This window comes from Burkholderia sp. Bp9031, from assembly GCF_003857965.1.
GTDB lineage: Bacteria > Pseudomonadota > Gammaproteobacteria > Burkholderiales > Burkholderiaceae > Burkholderia > Burkholderia ambifaria_A.
In genome coordinates, this window is record NZ_QTPW01000025.1 from 70,306 (window position 1) to 90,158 (window position 19,853).

The window sequence follows — 19,853 nt, forward strand, 5'->3', positions numbered from 1 at the left end:
GAAGGCTATCCCGAAGGACGGCACCCGAATCATGCCGGCGTGGCTCGCGGCGTCATGCGTCCGCGTCGTCCGGCCAGCCTTCGCCCGTGCCGCGATGCAGCACGAGATCGCGGTCGACCACCGCGCCGGCAGGGAATTCGGGCAGCGTGGCCAGCCGGTCGGCCAGCGCACGGCCGTCGACGTCGGCGAGCGCGAACAGCTGCGCGAAATCGTCGATCACGAAGTAGGTCTTCTGGAACGTGTCGATCCGGTACTTCGTGCGCATCACGCGCTCGAGGTCGAAGCCGAGCCGGTTCGGCGCCGCGCTTTCGAGGCTGTAGAGGCTCTCGCCCTTGCTTGATACGATTCCGGCGCCGTAGATCGACAGCCCGTTCGTGCCGTTCGGATCGCGGATCAGGCCGAATTCCACCGTATACCAATAGAGGCGCGCGAGCCGCGCGAGCGCCGCTTCGTCGTCGGCGACCGCGAGCGCGGTGCGGCCGTACGCCTGCATGTAGTCGGCGAACACCGGCTCGATCAGCAGCGGCACGTGGCCGAACAGGTCGTGGAAGCAGTCGGGTTCCTGCAGGTAGTCGAGCTGGTCCGGACGGCGCATCCACCAGGTGACCGGAAACCGCCGGTTCGCGAGATGCTCGAAGAACACGCGATCGGGCACGAGGCCCGGCACCGCGACGATCTCCCATCCGGTTGCCGGCTGCAGCTGGCGGTTCACGTCGGCGAACGACGGCACGCGGTCGGCCGGCAGGTCGATCTTCCCGAGCCCGGCGATGAACGCGTCGCACGCGCGTCCACGTAGCAGCGCCGACTGGCGCGCATAGAGCTGCTGCCACACCGCGTGATCGACCTGCCCGTAGCGTTCGAGCGGCTGGTCGATAGTGAAATCGGCGCGGGTTTCGAGGCCCGCGTCGAACTGCTCCTGCAGTTTCGCGGTGACGACGGTGGACATGATCAGGCTCTGCACGCTGTGGTTGGGAACCATGCAAGTGTAGAGCGAGTGACGTGCGGAATGGGCGCAAAGATGGCGTGGATTCGCTGTGTGATGCGATAATTGCGCATCAAAACAGGAATGGATGCGGAGAATACTCATGCTGGAACTCGATCACTTCGATCTCGCGCTTCTCGACGTGCTGCAGCGCTTCGGCCGCGCGACGCACCAGCAGCTCGGCGAGGAAGTGCCGCTGTCGCCGTCGCAGATCGGCCGGCGGCTGCAGCGGCTCGAGGCGGCCGGCGTGATCGAAGGCTATCGCGTGATGCTGCGCCCCGAAAAGCTCGGGCTCGGCGTCACCGCGTTCACCAGCTTGAAGCTCAAGCACCACGGCGATTCGATCATCGAGCAGTTCCAGCAGCAGATCGACGTGCTGCCCGAGGTGCTGGAATGCCATGCGGTGGTCGGCGACGCCGACTATCTGCTGCGGATCGTCGCGCCGGATCTCAATGCGCTGTCGCAGTTCGTGATGAAGAAGCTGATGCGCGTGCCGGGTGTCGACAGCGTGCGCTCGAACATCGTGCTGACGACCTTCAAGCGCAACGGCGCGCTGCCGCTCGCGCACCTGGCGCCCGGCGCCGCGTGATGCGGCGGCCGGGCCGGCGGCGGGGCGGCGAAGTCGCGCCGCAGATAGATAGGAGATAGGGCCCGATCAGACCGCTTCGGATTGCGCGTCGGCGTTCAGCAGGTCGACGTACGCGACCGCGACGAGATCGTCCTGCGCCACGCCGAGCTTCGCGAACACGTCATGCGCCTCGGCTTCGCCGCCGGCCTCGTCGTCATCGGGGCCGAGCACCACTTCCAGTTCGATGAAGTCGCCGAGGCCGTCGACGCGGTCGAGGTGGATCCGCGTGCGGCCGACGAGGTACACGTGGCGTTCCTTCGTGACGATCCCGCGCGTGGTCAGCGCGGTCGCGAGCAGCGAATGCATCGCGTCCGGGTTCGTCACCGGGCTGCGCGTGTAGTATGACGCCTTCGGGCCGTCGCGGTCGTCGCGCTGGTAGAAGATCAGTTCGGCCGGCGTGCCGTCCTCGAAGCGGCGCAGCTTCAGCCGGCCGCGCGGCACGTCGTAGAAGAAATCCTGCTGGCGGTAGAAGAGCGGCGCTTCGGTCGCGAGCGTAGCCGCCTGTTCGCGCAGCCGGTCGAATTCGCGTGCGCGGGCTTTGATCTCGATGTTGCGGGCCATGCGGGTCTCCTTCAATCAGGGGTCTCGCGGTGTGCGAACGCACAATCTAGCAAAAAGCCTGCGATGGTGGCGTGACGAGAGCTCGGGACGCGGCGACACGACGCGGGGCGGGCGATTCGGGTGCTGCCGCATGTCGGGCGCAGAAGCCCGGTGCATGACCGGCAGCACCGACATCAGCCGCACTCATACCGCCCACTGGGTCTCGATCAGCCGCAGCGCCGCCGCGATCGCCGGCTCGTCGCGCCGCTCGGCGAGCGTCACGAACGTCAGTTCGGTCGGCACCGTTACGCGTTCGACGATCGTCAGCGCGTGCGCGTGCGCCTCGGCCAGTGCGGTCGAGTCGCGGGCGAGCGTCAACCCGATCCCGGATTTGACGAGGTCGAGCATCGACTGCTCCTGGTCGACCTCGGCCACCTTCACCGGCTGCGCGCCGGCCGCCGCGAACAGCCGCGACAGCAGCCGGTGATGGGCGGACGCGGGCGGCGTCCAGATCCACGGCAGCGCGGCGAGCGCGCGCCAGTCGTGCGCGCGCTGCACACGCTCCTTCCAGCCGGCCGGCGCCAGCACGCGGTACTGGAAACGCGTGAGCGTGACGGTGTGGAACAGCGCGTCGTCGCGCGGATCGTCCTCGCCGGGCCGGCCGATGTAGTAGCCGACGTCGAGCGCCTGTGCGCGCACCTGCTCGAGTACCCAGCCCGACATCCCGTGCCGCAGCGCGGTCTCGATCTGCGGATGGGTTTCGACCAGCGCGCGCAGGAAGCCGCCGAGCCGCAGGAAGCCCGGATCGAGGATCGTGCCGATCCGCAGCCGGCCGCGCACTTCGTGGCGCAGCGCAGCCGCGGCGCGCTGCACGTCGGCAGCCGCGGCGAGCGCGCGTTCCGCGTGCGGCAGCAGCGTCTGGCCGTCACGCGTGAGCGCGAGCCCGCGCGACGTGCGCGTGAACAGCGTGACGCCGAGCGTTTCCTGCAGATGCTTGATCTGCAGGCTGACGGCCGGCTGCGTCAGGTGCAGCTGCACGGCGGCGCGCGTCAGGTTGCCTTCGCGCGCGACCGTCGCGAACGCGCGGAGCAGGGTGAGATCCATCGTCGTGATATGAGCGCAGCTTATAACGCAGTTCAGCATAACTCATTGGATCGGCGGCGGGCGGGCGGAGTACGCTTCATCGATCGCGTGGGCCGCGACGCACTATGCTGGAAATGATGTGCGGGATCGCGCCGCGCGGCGAATAACAAGACGCTTTGCACGGGGTCCGAGCAAGCGCTAAAGCGCCGACTCGGGCCGACCGCGAAGCATGGGTCCCGAGTAAGCGCTGAAGTGCTAACTCGGAGCGACCGCCGTGAGGACGGAGTAAGCGCTGAAGCGCTAACTCCATCCAATCACGCCATGGGACCCGAGTAAGCGCTAAAGCGCTAACTCGGGTCGACAGGAGACACGCAGTGAGTACTCAACGTACGCTCGAGGGCGAATTCGATTACGTGATCGTCGGCGCGGGCACCGCGGGCTGCGTGCTCGCGAACCGCCTGACCGAGGATCCCGAGATCCGCGTGCTGCTGCTCGAAGCGGGCGGCAAGGACGACTATCACTGGATTCACATCCCGGTCGGCTATCTATACTGCATCGGCAATCCACGCACCGACTGGCTGTACAAGACGCAGCCGGAGGCGGCGCTCAACGGCCGCGCGCTGTCGTATCCGCGCGGCCGCGTGCTCGGCGGCTGCTCGTCGATCAACGGAATGATCTACATGCGCGGCCAGCGTGAGGATTACGACAGCTGGGCGCAGGAAACCGGCGACGCCGGCTGGTCGTGGGACAGCGTGCTGCCGATCTTCAAGCGCAGCGAGGACCACCACGCGGGCGCGAGCGACGCGCACGGCGCGGGCGGCTACTGGCGCGTCGAGAAGCAGCGGCTGCGCTGGGAGATCCTCGAATCGTTCGCGCAGGCCGCGCAGCAGACGGGCATCCCCGCGACCGACGATTTCAACCGCGGCGACAACACCGGAGTCGGCTATTTCGAGGTGAACCAGAAGCGCGGCGTGCGCTGGAATACGTCGAAGGCGTTCCTGCGGCCCGCGATGACGCGCCCGAACCTCACCGTGATCACCGGCGCGCACGCGCAGCGCGTGATCTTCGAAGGGCGGCGCGCGGTCGGCGTCGAGTACCGCGGCGGCGGCACCGACTACGTCGCACGTGCGCGCGCCGAAGTGCTGCTGACCTCCGGCGCGGTGAATTCGCCGCAGCTGCTCGAACTGTCGGGCATCGGTGCGGGCGCACGGCTGCAGGCACTTGGTATCGACGTCGTGCAGGATCTGCCCGGCGTCGGCGAGAACCTGCAGGATCACCTGCAGTTGCGGATGGCGTTTCGCGTCGATGGCGTGCGCACGCTCAACACGCTGTCCGCGCACTGGTGGGGCAAGCTGATGATCGGCGCCGAATATGCGCTGCTGCAGCGCGGGCCGATGTCGATGGCGCCGTCGCAGCTCGGTGCATTCGCGAAATCCGACCCGGACGATCCCGCGCTCGCGCGTCCCGATCTCGAATACCACGTGCAGCCGCTGTCGCTCGAGCGCTTCGGCGAGCCGCTGCATCGCTTCAACGCCTTTACGGCGTCCGTCTGCCATCTGCGGCCGAGCTCGCGCGGCAGCGTGCATATCGCGAGCCCGGATGCGGGCGTGGCGCCGTCGATCGCGCCGAACTACCTGTCGACCGACCACGATCGCCATGTCGCCGCAAACGCGCTGCGCCTCACGCGCCGGATCGCGTCCGCGCCGGCGCTCGCGCGCTATCGTCCGGAGGAAATCCTGCCGGGCACGCAGTATCGGACCGAAGCCGAACTGATCGAAGCGGCGGGCGCGGTCGGCACCACGATCTTCCATCCGGTCGGCACGTGCCGGATGGGGCGCGCGGACGACGAGCGTGCCGTCGTCGACAGCCGGCTGCGCGTGCGCGGCATCGCGGGGCTGCGGATCGTCGATGCATCGGTGATGCCGTTCATCACGTCGGGCAACACGAATTCGCCGACGCTGATGATCGCCGAGCGTGCGAGCGACATGATCCGCGCCGATCGACGCGCGGCGCACGAAGCGACGCAAGTGCGCACGGAAGCGGCGATGACGGCTGCGTGACACCACGCTGACATCCACGACAGCGGGCCGTCATCCTGGTGCCCGCTGATTCGCTATGCGAAGCATAGCTGACGCGTGCGGATCGCAACGATTCAATGAAATGCACGGCGATTGCGCCGCAAGTCACGCATTTCACATGCCTTTTTGTTGCACGACGACATGACGCGCTGCGTAACATGCCGCGTTGGAGCGGGCACGGGTCATGCGAATGCGCGACTGACGATGATGCGCGTGTCAAAAAAGCGCGTCGAAAATTCGCGCACAGCCGCGTCCGATATGGCGGCCAGCCCTATAAGTGCAAATCCCGATGATTGCACTGCACCAACGGGGCGACAATGTTGCGCAGTGTGCATACGCGTCGGCGCGGGAGACCACCCTCGATGCGTAATACGGCGTCCGGGGACAGCCCGCTCATCCGCAGACCTGTCGCGGTCGCTTGCGCGAATCTTCCCGGTGCATTGCCTGACTTCGTACGGAAGGGAACATGATTCTCGGCGACACGATTCTGGAAACACGCGGACTGACGAAGGAGTTCAGGGGCTTCACCGCCGTGAACGGCGTCAACCTGCGCGTACGCCGCGGTGCGATCCATGCGTTGATCGGACCGAACGGCGCGGGCAAGACCACCTGCTTCAACCTGCTGACCAAGTTCCTGACACCGACGGCCGGCCAGATCGTCTTCAACGGGATCGACATCACCGACGAGCGGCCCGCGCAGGTCGCGCGTCGCGGCATCATCCGTTCGTTCCAGATCTCGGCGGTATTCCCGCACCTCACCCCATTGCAGAACGTGCGTATCGGCCTGCAGCGCGCGCTTGGCACCGAATTCCATTTCTGGCGCAGCGAGCGCACGTTGCGGCGCCTCGACGATCGCGCAATGGACCTGCTCACGCAGGTCGGCCTCACCGATTTCGCGCACGTGCCGACCGTCGAGCTCGCATACGGCCGCAAGCGCGCGCTCGAGATCGCGACGACGCTCGCGATGGAACCCGAACTGATGCTGCTCGACGAGCCCACGCAAGGGATGGGCCACGAAGACGTCGACCGTGTGACTGCGCTGATCAAGAAGGTCGCGAGCGGCCGCACGATCCTGATGGTCGAGCACAACATGAACGTGATCGCAGGCATCTCCGACACGATTACCGTCCTGCAGCGCGGCGAAGTGCTGGCCGAAGGCTCGTATGCGGAAGTGTCGAAGAACCCGCTCGTGATCGAGGCCTACATGGGGAGCGCCGACGCGGCGCTCGCGGGGGCGCACGCATGAAGCACAGCGAACGGGAGGAACGCGAATTGAGCGGCGTCGAAAGCGGCACGCCCGCGCTGGAGATCACGGGCCTCGAGGCCTGGTACGGGGAATCCCACATATTGCACGGTGTCGACCTGAGCGTTCACCGTGGCGAGGTCGTCACGCTGCTCGGCCGCAACGGCGCGGGCCGCACCACGACGCTGCGCGCGATCATGGGCCTCACCGGCCGCCGCAGCGGCTCGATCAAGGTCGCAGGCAACGAGACGATCGGGCTTGCGACGCACCGCATCGCGCATTTCGGCATCGGCTATTGCCCGGAAGAGCGGGGGATCTTCTCGAGCCTGTCGTGCGAGGAGAACCTGATGCTGCCGCCGCCGATCGGGCCGCGCGAGCATGCGATGTCGCTCGACGAGATCTACGCGATGTTCCCGAATCTCGCATCGCGCCGGCAGAGCCAGGGCACGCGGCTGTCCGGCGGCGAGCAGCAGATGCTCGCGGTCGCGCGGATCCTGCGCACCGGCGCGAACCTGCTGCTGCTCGACGAAATCTCCGAAGGCCTCGCGCCGGTGATCGTGCAGGCGCTCGCGCGGATGATCGTCGCGCTGAAGGCGCGCGGCTACACCGTCGTGATGGTCGAACAGAACTTCCGCTTCGCCGCACCGCTCGCCGACCGCTTCTACGTGATGGAGCATGGCCGCATCGTCGAGCATTTCCGCTCATCCGAACTGGAAGGCAAGATGCCGATCCTTCACGACCTGCTTGGGGTGTGACGCCGCCCCGTTTCCCTTGCCGCTGGCCGTGGCGGCTCTCGAACAACCACAACGCATCAGAACAACAGGAGACGTCAATGAAAATGAAGACCCTCGCACACGCATGTCTCGCGGTCGCGACCGCAGCGTTCACCGCGGGCGCCGCACACGCCGCGGACAGCGTGAAGATCGGCTTCATCACCGACATGTCGGGGCTTTACGCGGACATCGACGGGCAGGGCGGCCTCGAGGCGATCCGGATGGCGGTCGCCGACTTCGGCGGCAAGGTGCTCGGCAAGCCGATCGAAGTCGTCTACGCCGACCACCAGAACAAGGCGGACATCGCCGCATCGAAGGCACGCGAATGGATGGACCGCGGCGGGCTCGACCTGCTCGTCGGCGGCACGAACTCCGCGACCGCGCTGTCGATGAACCAGGTCGCGGCCGAGAAGAAGAAGGTCTACATCAACATCGGCGCGGGCGCCGACACGCTGACCAACGAGCAGTGCACGCCGTACACGGTCCACTACGCGTACGACACGATGGCGCTCGCGAAGGGCACCGGTTCGGCGGTGGTGAAGCAGGGCGGCAAGACCTGGTTCTTCCTGACCGCCGACTATGCGTTCGGCAAGGCGCTCGAGAAGAACACGGCGGACGTCGTGAAGGCGAACGGCGGCCAGGTGCTCGGCACGGTGCGGCACCCGTTGTCGGCGTCGGACTTCTCGTCGTTCCTGCTGCAGGCGCAGTCGTCGAAGGCGCAGATCCTCGGCCTTGCGAACGCGGGCGGCGACACGATCAACTCGATCAAGGCCGCGAAGGAATTCGGCATCACGAAGACGATGAAGATCGCCGCGCTGCTGATGTTCATCAACGACGTGCACAGCCTCGGCCTCGAGACGACGCAGGGCCTCGTGCTGACCGACAGCTGGTACTGGAACCGCGATGCGGCATCGCGCCAGTGGGCGCAGCGCTACTTCGGCAAGATGAAGAAGATGCCGTCGAGCCTGCAGGCGGCCGACTACTCGTCGGTGACGACCTACCTGAAGGCCGTGCAGGCGGCCGGCACGACCGACTCCGACAAGGTGATGGCCGAGCTGAAGAAGATGAAGATCAACGACTTCTACGCGAAGGGCTACATTCGCCAGGACGGCAGCATGATCCACGACATGTACCTGATGGAAGTGAAGAAGCCGGCGGAATCGAAGGAGCCGTGGGACTACTACAAGGTGCTCGCGACGATTCCGGGCGACCAGGCGTTCGGCACCAAGAAGGAAACGCGCTGCGCGCTGTGGAAGTAAGCGCGACGTAGCGGCGCGCGGCGGCGGCCGCAGCGACATGAGCGCTGCGCCGCCCGCGTGCGCGACGGCTTGGAGGTTGCGCACGCAACGAAACTCATACTGACGGCTAAGTCGATGGAAATCTTTGGCATTCCGTTGCCGGCGATGCTGAGCCAGTTGCTGCTCGGGCTCGTCAACGGCTCGTTCTACGCGATCCTGAGCCTCGGGCTCGCAGTGATCTTCGGGTTGCTCAACGTGATCAACTTCGCGCACGGCGCGCTGTTCATGCTGGGCGCGATGCTCGCGTGGATGGGGCTGTCGTACTTCGGGTTGCCGTACTGGGCGATGCTCGTGCTCGCGCCGCTGATCGTCGGCGTGTTCGGGATCCTGATCGAGCGTTCGATGCTGCGCTGGCTGTACAAGCTCGATCACCTGTACGGGCTGCTGCTCACGTTCGGCCTCACGCTTGTCGTCGAAGGCGTGTTCCGCTCGATCTACGGCTCGTCCGGCCAGCCGTACGACGTGCCGTCGCAGCTGTCCGGCGCGACCAATCTCGGCTTCATGTTCCTGCCGAACTACCGCGCGTGGGTGGTCGTCGCGTCGCTCGCGGTGTGTCTCGCGACCTGGTTCGTGATCGAGAAGACGCGCCTGGGCGCCTATCTGCGTGCCGGTACCGAGAACCCGAAGCTCGTCGAGGCGTTCGGCGTGAACGTGCCGATGATGATCACGCTCACCTACGGCTTCGGTGTCGCGCTCGCGGCGTTTGCCGGCGTGCTCGCCGCGCCGGTGATCCAGGTGTCGCCGCTGATGGGCCAGCCGATGATCATCACCGTGTTCGCGGTGGTCGTGATCGGCGGGATGGGCTCGATTCTCGGCTCGATCATCACGGGGCTGCTGCTCGGCGTGATCGAGGGCTTCACGCGTGTGTTCTATCCGGAAGCGTCGGCCACCGTCGTGTTCGTGATCATGGCGATCGTGCTGCTGATCCGCCCGGCGGGCCTGTTCGGCAAGGAAAAATGATGCAGAGAAAAGTGCTCTACGGCGTGCTCCTCGCCGCACTGCTCGCCGCGCCGTTCATCGGCGCGTATCCGGTGTTCGTGATGAAGGTGCTCACGTTCGCGCTGTTCGCGGCCGCGTTCAACCTGCTGATCGGCTATACGGGACTGCTGTCGTTCGGTCATGCGATGTTCCTCGCGACCGCCGGCTACGGGGCCGGTTATGCGATCCAGACGCTCGGCTTCACGCCGGAGCTCGGCGTGCTCGTCGGCACGTTTGCCGCGACGCTGCTCGGGCTCGTCGTCGGCCTGTTCGCGATCCGGCGGCAGGGCATCTATTTCGCGATGATCACGCTCGCGTTCGCGCAGATGGTCTACTTCATCTACCTGCAGGCGCCGTTCACGCACGGCGAAGACGGGCTGCAGGGCGTGCCGCGCGGACACCTGTTCGGGCTCGTCGACCTGTCGAACGACGTCGCGCTCTACTACGTCGTGCTTGCGGTGATCATTGCCGCGTGTGCGTTCATCGTGCGGATCGTGCACTCGCCGTTCGGCCAGGTGCTCGTCGCGATCAAGGAGAACGAGGCGCGCGCGATCTCGCTCGGCTACGACACCGACCGCTTCAAGCTGCTCGCGTTCATCCTGTCGGCCGGGCTCGCGGGGCTGGCAGGTTCGCTGAAAGTGCTGGTGCTCGGCTTCGAGACGTTGTCCGACGCGTACTGGACGATGTCGGGCCTTGTCGTGCTGATGACGCTCGTCGGCGGGATGGGCACGCTGTTCGGGCCGCTGCTGGGCGCGGCGCTGATCGTTGCGCTGGAGGACAGGCTCGGCGACATCGGCGAATGGCTCGCGTCGGCGACGGGCATCGACTGGTTCCACTCGCTCGGCGAATCGGCGACGATCGTCACGGGGCTGATCTTCATCGCATGCGTGCTGGCGTTCCGGCGCGGGATCGTCGGCGAGATGGTCGCGCGGGTCAAGACGCTCAGGCCGTCCTGATTGCAGCGCGCCGGTTGTTGCGACGCGTTGATGCGAAGCACCATCCGGCGCGGTCGGGAAGGGCGTCGCAGCGGCCTCGGGCCGGTGCTGCGCGGCAGGGCTGGTGCCCCAATTTCGTGCGGCGATGCACCATAGGGGTAAATGCTAAGTTGTCGCACGGTGAAAGGTCCTTTAATCTTCGTTTCAGTTCTGATGCACCGCGAAACGAATTTGCAGGTGGAGAACGAGGAGACAATCGAGGCACAAAGTGCCCGGACCCCAAAGCGCTGTTGGACGGAATCCAACAGCGCTTTTTCATTTGTGTGCACGAATTTCCATCGATGGTGCAGGCGAGTGGCGCCGCGTTCCGCACACCCGTGTTCCGCCTCGCATCACCCGCGTCTCACCCCGTCCCCGTCCCCGTCCCCGTTTTCGTCCATCCCTCCTGCCGGTCGGTCGCCACTGGCGCGCAACCGCATGCTTGCCGTTCGGGCTTACCCGGTTGGCGTGCGCAAAAAGCGTCCGTTACACTCAGCTTTCGCCGACCGCGCGGTCGGGAAAATCGGTCGGCAGTTCTCCTACAAGCAGAATGCAGAAAAGGGAGTACGGTTGGATGAGAAGCGCAGGACGATGGATCGGGGCACGAGAGGCGGCTGGCGCCGCTCGTTCGGGGTCGGGAGCGCATGGGTATGCGCCGGCTTTCACGAGCCGTCCTGCGGCTGGTATGCACGCTCTGGCGCGATTTGCCGGCAGGGCGGTTTCTCCGGTCGTTGCGTTCGCATCCGACGCGTCGTCGGCATTCGCATTCGCATGAACGGCCGGTTTCCCGATCTTGCACCGCTTGCGCGTGAGGCCGAACCAGGCTCGTCCGGGCGACTTTCCGGTGGTCGTTGCGTCCGCATCGATCGCCGCTCGCGCAACGCCGCGTTTCTCCGCTTCCTTCATCCTGACGACATTGCCGCCGCGCATCGTGGCGATCGAACGACCGTTTCGGAACGCGCCACGGCGCGCGCGTGCGCGGTGTCGCCGAGGGCTCGATTGCGGTGCCGGCGTTTCACGGGAAAACGAGCGTAGACGCAGTACGGCGAGATAGTTAATTTATTAACTTGTTTGAGGACCGGGAGCCACCCGAGCGACCCGCGGATTTTTCGAGCAGCGTTTGGAGACAACATAAATGAAGATGAATCGATGGATGGAGGTTCTGCTTGCCGCGGGCCTCGTATGTGCGGCGGCTACGGCGTCGGCACAGGTGAAGATCGGCGTGACGCTGTCGGCCACCGGGCCGGCCGCTTCGCTCGGGATTCCGGAAAAGAACACGATCGCGTTGCTGCCGAAGGAAATCGCCGGCAAGAGCGTCCAGTACATCGTGCTCGACGATGCGTCCGACACGAGCCGCGCGGTGCAGAACGTGCGCAAGCTGATCGACGAGGATCACGTCGATGCGATCATCGGTTCGTCCGTCACGCCGAACTCGCTCGCGATGCTCGATCCGGTGTCGCAGGGCAAGACGCCGACGATCTCGCTCGCGGCGAGCGCGCAGATCATCGCACCGATGGACGCGAAGCGCGCGTGGATGTTCAAGGTGCCGCAGAACGACCAGCTGATGGCCGACGCGATCGCCGGCTACATGGCGAAGCACGGTGTGAAGACGGTCGGCTTCATCGGCTTCGCCGATGCGTACGGCGACAGTTGGTACAACACGTTCAACGCGGCCGCCGGGAAGAACGGGCTGAAGGTCGTGTCGAACGAGCGCTACAACCGCACCGACGCGTCGGTGATGGGGCAGGTGCTGAAGCTGATGGGCTCGAATCCCGACGCGGTGCTGATCGCCGGTTCCGGCACGCCGGCCGCGCTGCCGGCCAAGACGCTGAAGGAGCGCGGCTACAAGGGCAAGGTGTACCAGACGCACGGTGTCGCGAACAACGACTTCCTGCGCGTGTGCGGCAAGGATTGCGAAGGCGAGATCCTGCCGGCCGGCCCGGTGCTCGTGACCGACCAGCTCCCCGATTCGAACCTGGTGAAGAAGCCGGCGCTCGGCTACAAGGCGGCATACGAGAAGGCGTACGGCGCGGGGTCGCTGTCGACCTTCGGCGGGCATGCATGGGATGCGGGGCTGCTGCTGCAGCGTGCGATTCCCGAGGCGCTGAAGAAAGGCCAGCCGGGCACCGAGGCGTTCCGCGAAGCACTGCGCGCGTCACTGGAAAGCGTGAAGGACCTGCCCGTGTCGCACGGTGTGATCAACATGACCGCGACGGACCACAATGGCTTCGATACGCGTGCGCGTGTGATGGTGCAGATCGTCGACGGCAAGTGGAAGCTGCAGGCCGAGTAAGCACCACGTGAAACCGGCGTGCGCGGCGCGAACGGCGTCGTGCGCGCCGTCGGCAGGGTGCGGGGCCTGACGCGCCGCGCCCTGCCGCCTGGAACCGCCGAGGCCCGCCGCGGGTGCCTGACGCGCCGATCTTGCGATCCGTGCGCCCCGGCCGTTCCCGCCTTTCGTTTCTCCACAGCATTCTCGATACACGAAACGTATGGATCTCTCGATTGCAGCGATCCTCGCGCAAGACGGCATCACGACCGGCGCCATTTACGCATTGCTGTCGCTGGCGCTCGTGCTGGTGTTTTCCGTCACGCGGGTGATCTTCATTCCCCAGGGCGAATTCGTCGCCTATGGTGCGCTCACGCTTGCGGCGTTGCAGGCGCAGAAATTTCCCGCCACCTGCTGGCTGTTGTTCGTGATGGGCATCGCGTGCTTCCTGCTGGAAGTCGGTGGCCTGATCCGCCATCGCGAACGCCGCCATCAACTCGGCCGCACGCTCGCGACGCTGGCGAGCCGCTACGTGCTGCTGCCGCTCGCGGTGTTCGCGCTCACGCGCAGCTTTGCCGTGCAGCCGCTACCGATGCTCGCGCAGATCGCACTGACGCTCGCGATCGTCGTGCCGATGGGGCCGTTCGTCTACCGGCTCGTATATCAGCCGATCGCCGAGGGCACGACGCTGCTGCTGCTGATCGTGTCGGTCGCCGTCCATTTCGCGATGGTCGGCCTCGGGCTCGTGATGTTCGGCGCGGAAGGCTCGCGCACCAACGGATTCGCGGATGCCTCGCTGTCGGTCGGCAGCATGACGGTGTCGGTGCAGAGCATCCTCGTGGTCGTGACCGCGCTGGTGCTGATCGGCGCGCTCTACGTGTACTTCGGCCGCACGATCGCCGGCAAGGCGCTGCGCGCGACGTCGGTGAACCGGCTCGGCGCGCGGCTCGTCGGCATCGGCACGACCGAAGCAGGGCGGCTCGCGTTCACGCTGGCAGCGGGGCTCGGCGTGCTGTCCGGCATTCTCGTCGGCCCGCTGACGACGATCTATTACGACTCCGGCTTCCTGATCGGCCTGAAGGGCTTCGTCGGCGCGATCATCGGCGGGCTGGTCAGCTATCCGCTCGCGGCCGCCGGCTCGCTGCTTGTCGGCGTGCTCGAATCGTATTCGTCGTTCTGGGCGAGCGCGTACAAGGAAGTGATCGTGTTCACACTGATCATCCCGGTGCTGCTGTGGCGCAGTTTCGCGACGCCGCACGCTGAAGAGGAAGAGGAGTGACGCGATGAAGACAATGGTACGCAACAAGACCTTCTGGGTGTTTCTCGTGGTGCTGTTCGCGCTGCCGGTGCTGCCCGGCGCGCTGCACGTGCCCGAGTACTGGATCACGCTGCTGAACTACATCGGCCTCTACGCGATCGTCGCGATCGGGCTCGTGCTGCTGACGGGCGTCGGCGGGATGACGAGCTTCGGGCAGGCCGCGTTCGTCGGCATCGGCGCGTATGCGACGGCGTTCCTGACCACGCGATACGGCGTGTCGCCGTGGCTCGCGCTGATCGTCGGCGTCGTGCTGACGGCACTCGTCGCGCTCGTGCTCGGTGCGGTCACGATGCGGCTGTCCGGGCACTTCCTGCCGCTCGGCACGATCGCATGGGGCCTTGCGCTGTTCTATCTGTTCGGCAACCTCGAGCTGCTCGGCAAGTACGACGGAATCAACGGGATTCCGGCGCTGAACCTGTTCGGCATCGAGCTCGAAAGCGGCCGCAGCCTGTACTTCCTGATCTGGGCCGTCGTGCTGGCGGCGATCGTGTCGGTGCAGAACCTGCTCAACAGCCGGCCCGGCCGCGCGATCCGCGCGCTACGCGGCGGCGGCGTGATGGCCGAGGCGATGGGCGTGAACACCGCGTGGATGCGCGTCGTGATCTTCATCTACGCGGCCGTGCTCGCGGCGGTATCGGGCTTCCTGTACGCGCATCTGCAGCGCGCGGTGAACCCGACCCCGTTCGGCCTGAACCATGGGATCGAATTCCTGTTCATGGCCGTGGTCGGCGGCGTGTCGCACGTGTGGGGCGCCGTGCTCGGTGCGGCGATCCTCACGGTGCTGCAGGACTACCTGCAGACGCTGTTGCCGAAGTTGCTCGGCTCGGAAGGGAACTTCGAGATCATCGTGTTCGGCGTGCTGATGGTGCTGCTGCTGCAGTACGCGCGGCAGGGCGTGTGGCCGTTCGTCGCGAAGCTGTTTCCGCGTGGGCCGCGCGCACATGTGCCCGATCATGCCGATCCGCTGCCGCAGCGCGCGAAGCCTGTCGCGGGCGAGCCGCTGCTCGTCGTCGACAACGCGCGCAAGCAGTTCGGCGGGCTGGTGGCCGTCAACGATGTCAGTTTCGACGTGAAAGCGGGGCAGATCATTGGCCTGATCGGCCCGAACGGCGCCGGCAAGTCCACCACGTTCAACCTCGTGACCGGCGTGCTGCAGCCGACCGGCGGCACGATCACGTTCCGCGGTGAGCGGATCGACGGGCTCACGTCGCGCCAGATCGTCAGGCGCGGGATCGGCCGTACGTTCCAGCACGTGAAGCTGCTGCCGACGATGACCGTGCTCGAGAACGTCGCGATCGGTGCGCATTTGCGCGGTCAGACGGGCGTGTGGCGCAGCATCGCGCGGCTCAATGCGCACGAGGAAGCGCAACTGCTGGCCGAAGCGGCGCGGCAGATCCGCCGCGTCGGGCTCGAAAGGCACATGTACGACGAAGCGGGCAGCCTCGCGCTCGGCCAGCAGCGGATTCTCGAAATCGCGCGCGCGCTGTGCTGCGACCCGACGCTGTTGCTGCTCGACGAACCGGCCGCCGGGCTGCGCTACCAGGAGAAGCAGCAACTCGCCGATTTGCTGCGGCGCCTGAAGGCCGAAGGGATGAGCGTGTTGCTCGTGGAACATGACATGGATTTCGTGATGAACCTCACCGACCGGCTGGTGGTGATGGAATTCGGCACGCGGATCGCGGAAGGGCTGCCGCAGGACGTGCAGCAGGATCCGGCGGTGCTCGAAGCGTATCTGGGCGGGGTGGAGTGATGACGGACACGACGATACCGATTCTCGAGGTGCGCGGACTGGCGGTCCGGTACGGGAAGGTCGAGGCGCTGCACGGTGCGGCGATCAAGGTCGGCGCAGGGCAGATCGTCAGCGTGATCGGTCCGAACGGGGCCGGCAAGTCGACGCTGCTGAACGCGATCATGGGTGCGCTGCCCGTGACAGGACATGCGTCGGGCGCGGTCATGTACCGCGGCAACGACGTGGGCGCGCTGCCGGTCGAACAGCGCGTCGCGCGCGGGATGTGCCTCGTGCCGGAAAAGCGCGAGCTGTTTAGCACGATGACGGTCGAGGACAACCTCGTGCTGGGCGCGTATCGCCGCAAGCTCGCGGGCGAGTCGAACTTTCTCGACCAGCTCGATCATGTGTTTGCGTTGTTTCCGCGGCTCAGGGAGCGGCGCAAGCAGGCGGCGGGTACGCTGTCGGGCGGTGAGCGGCAGATGCTCGCGGTGGGGCGCGCGCTGATGGGCAAGCCCGACCTGCTGATGCTCGACGAGCCGAGCCTCGGGCTGGCGCCGCTGATCGTGAAGGAGATTTTTCATATCATCAGCGCGTTGCGCGGTACCGGCGTTGCGACGCTGCTGATCGAGCAGAACGCACGGGCGGCACTGCAGATCTCGGACTACGGCTATGTACTGGAGACCGGTGAGTTTGCGTTGGAAGGACCGGCGGCCGAGTTGGCACAGAATCCGCGCGTGATCGAAACCTACCTCGGGCTGGCGAAGAAATCGGCTTGATGGTCGGAGCGGTTGGCGGGACACCAGCGGCGTGTTTCACGTGAAACACGCCGTTTTTGTTTCCGGGAGCAGGGAGATGCAACGGTGAATCGGGGTTGGGGATAAGTGCCGGAGCATCAAGTAGAAGCCCTGTGAGGGCAGTGAGGTGTCTCACCGTGCCAGGGTTGCACAGGGTAACGAGCGTTGTGCGCGCGACAGCCCTCTATCGCTACGAGACGAACGGCACAGGGGATAAGTATCGGGCGACCGACAGGAAATACTGTGACGACGAATCGACTCGGGTTTCACGAGCAACTGCCCAATGCCCGGTTTTGCACAGCTAGATGGTGTGCGTCGAAGTCGCGACGGCGTCGTAGACGCGGCGACGGCGGGCACAGCTCGGCCGATCGGTCGAAAAAAACTGGCCAAATGAACGGGCCCTACCATTCGGATGGTCTTCGGGTGAAAAGCGAACCCGCTATAATTCGGCCCATACATTTCTCAGATAGGTTCGTGCGCTGTCCTGCGTACGGAATCCACCATGCTTTTTCCCACAGAATTTGACGTCATCGTCGTCGGTGGCGGGCACGCCGGCACGGAGGCCGCGTTGGCATCGGCCCGTATGGGTGCGAAGACGCTGCTGCTGACCCATAACATCGAAACGCTCGGCCAGATGAGCTGCAATCCGTCGATCGGCGGCATTGGCAAGGGCCATCTGGTCAAGGAAGTCGATGCGCTCGGCGGCGCGATGGCTGCCGCGACGGACGAGAGCGGTATTCAGTTCCGGATCCTCAATTCGTCGAAGGGCCCGGCCGTGCGCGCGACGCGTGCGCAGGCCGACCGCATCCTGTACAAGGCTGCGATCCGCCACCGGCTCGAGAATCAGCCGAACCTGTGGCTGTTCCAGCAGGCAGTCGATGATCTGATGGTCGAAGGCGACCGCGTTGTTGGTGCCGTCACGCAGATCGGCATCCGCTTCCGCGCACGTGCGGTGGTGCTGACGGCCGGCACGTTCCTCGACGGCAAGATCCACGTCGGCCTGAACAACTATACGGGCGGGCGCGCAGGCGATCCGGCAGCCGTGTCGCTGTCGGCGCGTCTGAAAGAGCTGAAGCTACCGCAGGGCCGCCTGAAGACCGGTACGCCGCCGCGTATCGATGGCCGCTCGATCGACTTTTCGAAGCTGGACGAGCAGCCGGGCGACCTCGATCCGATCCCGGTGTTCTCGTTCCTGGGCCGTGCGGAGCAACATCCGCAGCAGCTGCCGTGTTGGGTCACGCACACGAACGAGCGCACGCACGACATCATTCGCGGCGGCCTCGACCGTTCGCCTATGTATACAGGCGTGATCGAAGGCGTCGGCCCGCGTTACTGTCCGTCGATCGAGGACAAGATCCACCGGTTCGCGTCGAAGGAGTCACACCAGATCTTCCTCGAGCCGGAAGGGCTGACTACGAACGAGTTCTACCCGAACGGGATCTCGACAAGCCTGCCGTTCGACGTGCAGCTCGAGCTCGTGCACTCGATGCGCGGCCTCGAGAACGCGCACATCCTGCGTCCTGGCTACGCGATCGAGTACGACTACTTCGATCCGCGCGCGCTGAAGGCGTCGCTCGAGACGAAGGCGATCAACGGGCTGTTCTTTGCGGGCCAGATCAATGGTACGACTGGCTACGAAGAAGCGGCCGCACAAGGCCTGCTGGCTGGCCTGAACGCCGGCCGCTACGTGCAGGAGAAGGACGCATGGTGCCCGCGTCGCGACCAGGCCTATCTTGGCGTGCTGGTCGACGATCTCGTCACGCGTGGCGTAGCGGAGCCGTACCGGATGTTCACGAGCCGCGCGGAGTACCGGCTTAGCCTGCGTGAAGACAATGCGGACATGCGCCTGACCGAGATCGGCCGCGAGCTGGGCCTCGTCGACGACGTGCGCTGGGATGCGTTCAGCCGGAAACGCGACGCTGTTTCACGTGAAACCGAACGACTGAAGTCAACCTGGGTCACGCCGAAGACGCTGCCGCCGGAAGAGGCGACCGCATTGCTCGGCAAGGCGATCGATCACGAGTACAGCCTCGCCGAACTGCTGCGCCGCCCGGGCATCAGCTACGACGGCGTCTGCGGCCTGAAGGGTGGTGAATGCGCGCCGGCGGAGCCGCTGGCCGACGACCCGGTGCTGCTCGAGCAGATCAAGGAGCAAGTCGAGATCGGCATCAAATATCAGGGTTATATCGAACGCCAGGCGAGCGAGATCGAGCGCAACGATGCGAACGAGAACACGCGCCTGCCGGACGGCATCGACTACCGCGAAGTACGCGGCCTGTCGTTCGAAGTGAGCCAGAAGCTCAACGAGTTCCGGCCGGAAACGATCGGCCAGGCATCGCGGATCTCGGGCGTCACGCCGGCTGCGATCTCGTTGCTGATGGTGCACCTGAAGCGCCGCGGCCTTGGTCGCCGTAACGGCGCCGCCGCAGAGGCGACGGAGCAGGGGGACGGCACCGTCCCGACGCAACAATGACGGCGCGTCGCGCGCCGGCGGTTAATCGGGACGTACTTGAAGGGATGCTCGTCGACGGCACGGCCGCGCTCGACATCGCATTGACGGATGCGCAACGCAACCAGCTGCTCGACTATGTCGCGCTGCTCGGCAAGTGGAACGCGGTCTACAACCTGACCGCGATCCGCGACCCGAAGCAGATGCTGATCCAGCACATCCTCGATTCGCTCTCCATCGTTCCGCATCTGCGCGGCCGTGCATCGGCACGCGTGCTTGACGTGGGTTCGGGTGGCGGGTTGCCCGGTATCGTGCTGGCAATCGTCCAGCCGGACTGGCAGGTGACGCTGAACGATATTGTGCAGAAGAAGTCTGCATTCCAGACGCAGATGCGCGCGGAGTTGAAGCTCGCGAACCTGTCGGTCGTCACCGGGCGGGTCGAATCGCTGCAGCCGGGTGTCGAAGTGCCGGAAAAATTCGACATGATCGTATCCCGCGCTTTCGCGGACCTATCCGACTTCGTTAAACTTGCTCGACATCTCGTCGCGCCCGGCGGATCGATCTGGGCAATGAAGGGTGTCCACCCGGACGACGAAATTGCGCGACTGCCGGAAGGCAGTCGCGTGAAGCAGACGATGCGGCTGGCGGTGCCGATGCTCGATGCCGAACGGCATCTGATCGAGGTCACCGTCGACGAGGCGAATTGAAGGCGCGCAG

The 19,853-nt window shown here is 65.7% G+C and carries 17 protein-coding genes; 13 read left to right on the plus strand and 4 right to left on the minus strand.

Features of this window, described 5'->3' with window-relative positions:
* Positions 1 to 52: 52 nt before the first annotated feature.
* On the minus strand, positions 53 to 979 hold the full coding sequence (gene phhA / locus DIE15_RS26725) for a phenylalanine 4-monooxygenase (protein ID WP_082664801.1): 927 nt from the start codon (positions 977 to 979) through the stop codon (positions 53 to 55).
* A gap of 106 nt (positions 980 to 1,085) precedes the next feature.
* On the opposite strand from phhA, the gene DIE15_RS26730 reads away from it, so the two are divergent.
* A complete protein-coding gene (locus DIE15_RS26730; protein ID WP_006408082.1) occupies positions 1,086 to 1,571 on the plus strand; it encodes an Lrp/AsnC family transcriptional regulator in 486 nt (161 codons plus the stop codon).
* A 66-nt stretch (positions 1,572 to 1,637) separates the two neighbouring features.
* On the opposite strand, the gene DIE15_RS26735 is transcribed toward DIE15_RS26730, so the two are convergent.
* A complete protein-coding gene (locus DIE15_RS26735; protein ID WP_057927972.1) occupies positions 1,638 to 2,171 on the minus strand; it encodes a class IV adenylate cyclase in 534 nt (177 codons plus the stop codon).
* Between the two features lie 183 nt (positions 2,172 to 2,354).
* Positions 2,355 to 3,254 carry a LysR family transcriptional regulator gene (locus tag DIE15_RS26740; protein ID WP_124834762.1) on the minus strand — a complete coding sequence of 300 codons (900 nt, stop codon included), beginning with the start codon at positions 3,252 to 3,254 and terminating at the stop codon, positions 2,355 to 2,357.
* Between the two features lie 353 nt (positions 3,255 to 3,607).
* Here DIE15_RS26740 and DIE15_RS26745 point away from each other — a divergent pair, with 353 nt between their 5' ends.
* The 6 genes from DIE15_RS26745 to DIE15_RS26770 all read left to right on the plus strand — a co-directional run bounded on the left by DIE15_RS26745 (position 3,608) and on the right by DIE15_RS26770 (position 10,559).
* Positions 3,608 to 5,293 (plus strand): GMC family oxidoreductase, encoded by a 1,686-nt coding sequence (locus tag DIE15_RS26745; protein ID WP_124834763.1) that lies wholly within the window; start codon positions 3,608 to 3,610, stop codon positions 5,291 to 5,293.
* A gap of 484 nt (positions 5,294 to 5,777) precedes the next feature.
* Positions 5,778 to 6,557, plus strand: coding sequence for an ABC transporter ATP-binding protein (locus tag DIE15_RS26750; RefSeq protein WP_057927969.1), 780 nt, complete (start codon positions 5,778 to 5,780; stop codon positions 6,555 to 6,557).
* Positions 6,554 to 7,309 (plus strand): ABC transporter ATP-binding protein, encoded by a 756-nt coding sequence (locus DIE15_RS26755; protein ID WP_124834764.1) that lies wholly within the window; start codon positions 6,554 to 6,556, stop codon positions 7,307 to 7,309. The genes DIE15_RS26750 and DIE15_RS26755 overlap by 4 nt, the downstream gene beginning before the upstream one ends.
* A 77-nt stretch (positions 7,310 to 7,386) precedes the next feature.
* Complete coding sequence (locus tag DIE15_RS26760; protein ID WP_057927967.1) at positions 7,387 to 8,586, plus strand: ABC transporter substrate-binding protein; 1,200 nt, start codon at positions 7,387 to 7,389, stop codon at positions 8,584 to 8,586.
* Between the two features lie 114 nt (positions 8,587 to 8,700).
* Complete coding sequence (locus DIE15_RS26765; RefSeq protein WP_057927966.1) at positions 8,701 to 9,585, plus strand: branched-chain amino acid ABC transporter permease; 885 nt, start codon at positions 8,701 to 8,703, stop codon at positions 9,583 to 9,585.
* Positions 9,585 to 10,559 carry a branched-chain amino acid ABC transporter permease gene (locus tag DIE15_RS26770; RefSeq protein WP_057928027.1) on the plus strand — a complete coding sequence of 325 codons (975 nt, stop codon included), beginning with the start codon at positions 9,585 to 9,587 and terminating at the stop codon, positions 10,557 to 10,559. Before DIE15_RS26765 ends, DIE15_RS26770 begins: the two co-directional genes overlap by 1 nt.
* Before the next feature lie 510 nt (positions 10,560 to 11,069).
* Here the strand turns inward: DIE15_RS26770 and DIE15_RS26775 are convergent.
* Complete coding sequence (locus tag DIE15_RS26775) at positions 11,070 to 11,507, minus strand: hypothetical protein (protein ID WP_082664800.1); 438 nt, start codon at positions 11,505 to 11,507, stop codon at positions 11,070 to 11,072.
* A 205-nt stretch (positions 11,508 to 11,712) separates the two neighbouring features.
* On the opposite strand from DIE15_RS26775, the gene DIE15_RS26780 reads away from it, so the two are divergent.
* The 6 genes from DIE15_RS26780 (at position 11,713) to rsmG (ending at position 19,843) form a co-directional block, all read left to right on the plus strand.
* The gene (locus tag DIE15_RS26780) at positions 11,713 to 12,870 is read left to right on the plus strand and encodes an ABC transporter substrate-binding protein (RefSeq protein ID WP_057927965.1); all 1,158 of its coding nucleotides are present in this window, start codon (positions 11,713 to 11,715) and stop codon (positions 12,868 to 12,870) included.
* Between the two features lie 199 nt (positions 12,871 to 13,069).
* Positions 13,070 to 14,125 carry a branched-chain amino acid ABC transporter permease gene (locus DIE15_RS26785; protein WP_057927964.1) on the plus strand — a complete coding sequence of 352 codons (1,056 nt, stop codon included), beginning with the start codon at positions 13,070 to 13,072 and terminating at the stop codon, positions 14,123 to 14,125.
* Positions 14,126 to 14,129: 4 nt separating this feature from the next.
* On the plus strand, positions 14,130 to 15,914 hold the full coding sequence (locus tag DIE15_RS26790) for an ABC transporter permease subunit (RefSeq protein ID WP_063791557.1): 1,785 nt from the start codon (positions 14,130 to 14,132) through the stop codon (positions 15,912 to 15,914).
* A complete protein-coding gene (locus DIE15_RS26795) occupies positions 15,914 to 16,669 on the plus strand; it encodes an ABC transporter ATP-binding protein (protein ID WP_124834766.1) in 756 nt (251 codons plus the stop codon). Before DIE15_RS26790 ends, DIE15_RS26795 begins: the two co-directional genes overlap by 1 nt.
* Before the next feature lie 520 nt (positions 16,670 to 17,189).
* On the plus strand, positions 17,190 to 19,160 hold the full coding sequence (gene mnmG, locus DIE15_RS26800) for a tRNA uridine-5-carboxymethylaminomethyl(34) synthesis enzyme MnmG (RefSeq protein WP_057927961.1): 1,971 nt from the start codon (positions 17,190 to 17,192) through the stop codon (positions 19,158 to 19,160).
* Positions 19,157 to 19,843 carry a 16S rRNA (guanine(527)-N(7))-methyltransferase RsmG gene (rsmG, locus tag DIE15_RS26805; protein WP_057927960.1) on the plus strand — a complete coding sequence of 229 codons (687 nt, stop codon included), beginning with the start codon at positions 19,157 to 19,159 and terminating at the stop codon, positions 19,841 to 19,843. Before mnmG ends, rsmG begins: the two co-directional genes overlap by 4 nt.
* Positions 19,844 to 19,853: the final 10 nt, after the last annotated feature.

What these genes read in the sequence shown, in the direction of transcription:
- phhA (WP_082664801.1), bottom strand. Translation starts at nt 979, where the DNA reads ATGGTTCCCAACCACAGCGTGCAGAGCCTGATCATGTCCACCGTCGTC.
- DIE15_RS26730 (WP_006408082.1), top strand. Translation starts at nt 1,086, where the DNA reads ATGCTGGAACTCGATCACTTCGATCTCGCGCTTCTCGACGTGCTGCAG.
- DIE15_RS26735 (WP_057927972.1), bottom strand. Translation starts at nt 2,171, where the DNA reads ATGGCCCGCAACATCGAGATCAAAGCCCGCGCACGCGAATTCGACCGG.
- DIE15_RS26740 (WP_124834762.1), bottom strand. Translation starts at nt 3,254, where the DNA reads ATGGATCTCACCCTGCTCCGCGCGTTCGCGACGGTCGCGCGCGAAGGC.
- DIE15_RS26750 (WP_057927969.1), top strand. Translation starts at nt 5,778, where the DNA reads ATGATTCTCGGCGACACGATTCTGGAAACACGCGGACTGACGAAGGAG.
- DIE15_RS26755 (WP_124834764.1), top strand. Translation starts at nt 6,554, where the DNA reads ATGAAGCACAGCGAACGGGAGGAACGCGAATTGAGCGGCGTCGAAAGC.
- DIE15_RS26760 (WP_057927967.1), top strand. Translation starts at nt 7,387, where the DNA reads ATGAAAATGAAGACCCTCGCACACGCATGTCTCGCGGTCGCGACCGCA.
- DIE15_RS26765 (WP_057927966.1), top strand. Translation starts at nt 8,701, where the DNA reads ATGGAAATCTTTGGCATTCCGTTGCCGGCGATGCTGAGCCAGTTGCTG.
- DIE15_RS26770 (WP_057928027.1), top strand. Translation starts at nt 9,585, where the DNA reads ATGCAGAGAAAAGTGCTCTACGGCGTGCTCCTCGCCGCACTGCTCGCC.
- DIE15_RS26775 (WP_082664800.1), bottom strand. Translation starts at nt 11,507, where the DNA reads ATGCGCGGCGGCAATGTCGTCAGGATGAAGGAAGCGGAGAAACGCGGC.
- DIE15_RS26780 (WP_057927965.1), top strand. Translation starts at nt 11,713, where the DNA reads ATGAAGATGAATCGATGGATGGAGGTTCTGCTTGCCGCGGGCCTCGTA.
- DIE15_RS26785 (WP_057927964.1), top strand. Translation starts at nt 13,070, where the DNA reads ATGGATCTCTCGATTGCAGCGATCCTCGCGCAAGACGGCATCACGACC.
- DIE15_RS26790 (WP_063791557.1), top strand. Translation starts at nt 14,130, where the DNA reads ATGAAGACAATGGTACGCAACAAGACCTTCTGGGTGTTTCTCGTGGTG.
- DIE15_RS26795 (WP_124834766.1), top strand. Translation starts at nt 15,914, where the DNA reads ATGACGGACACGACGATACCGATTCTCGAGGTGCGCGGACTGGCGGTC.
- mnmG (WP_057927961.1), top strand. Translation starts at nt 17,190, where the DNA reads ATGCTTTTTCCCACAGAATTTGACGTCATCGTCGTCGGTGGCGGGCAC.
- rsmG (WP_057927960.1), top strand. Translation starts at nt 19,157, where the DNA reads ATGACGGCGCGTCGCGCGCCGGCGGTTAATCGGGACGTACTTGAAGGG.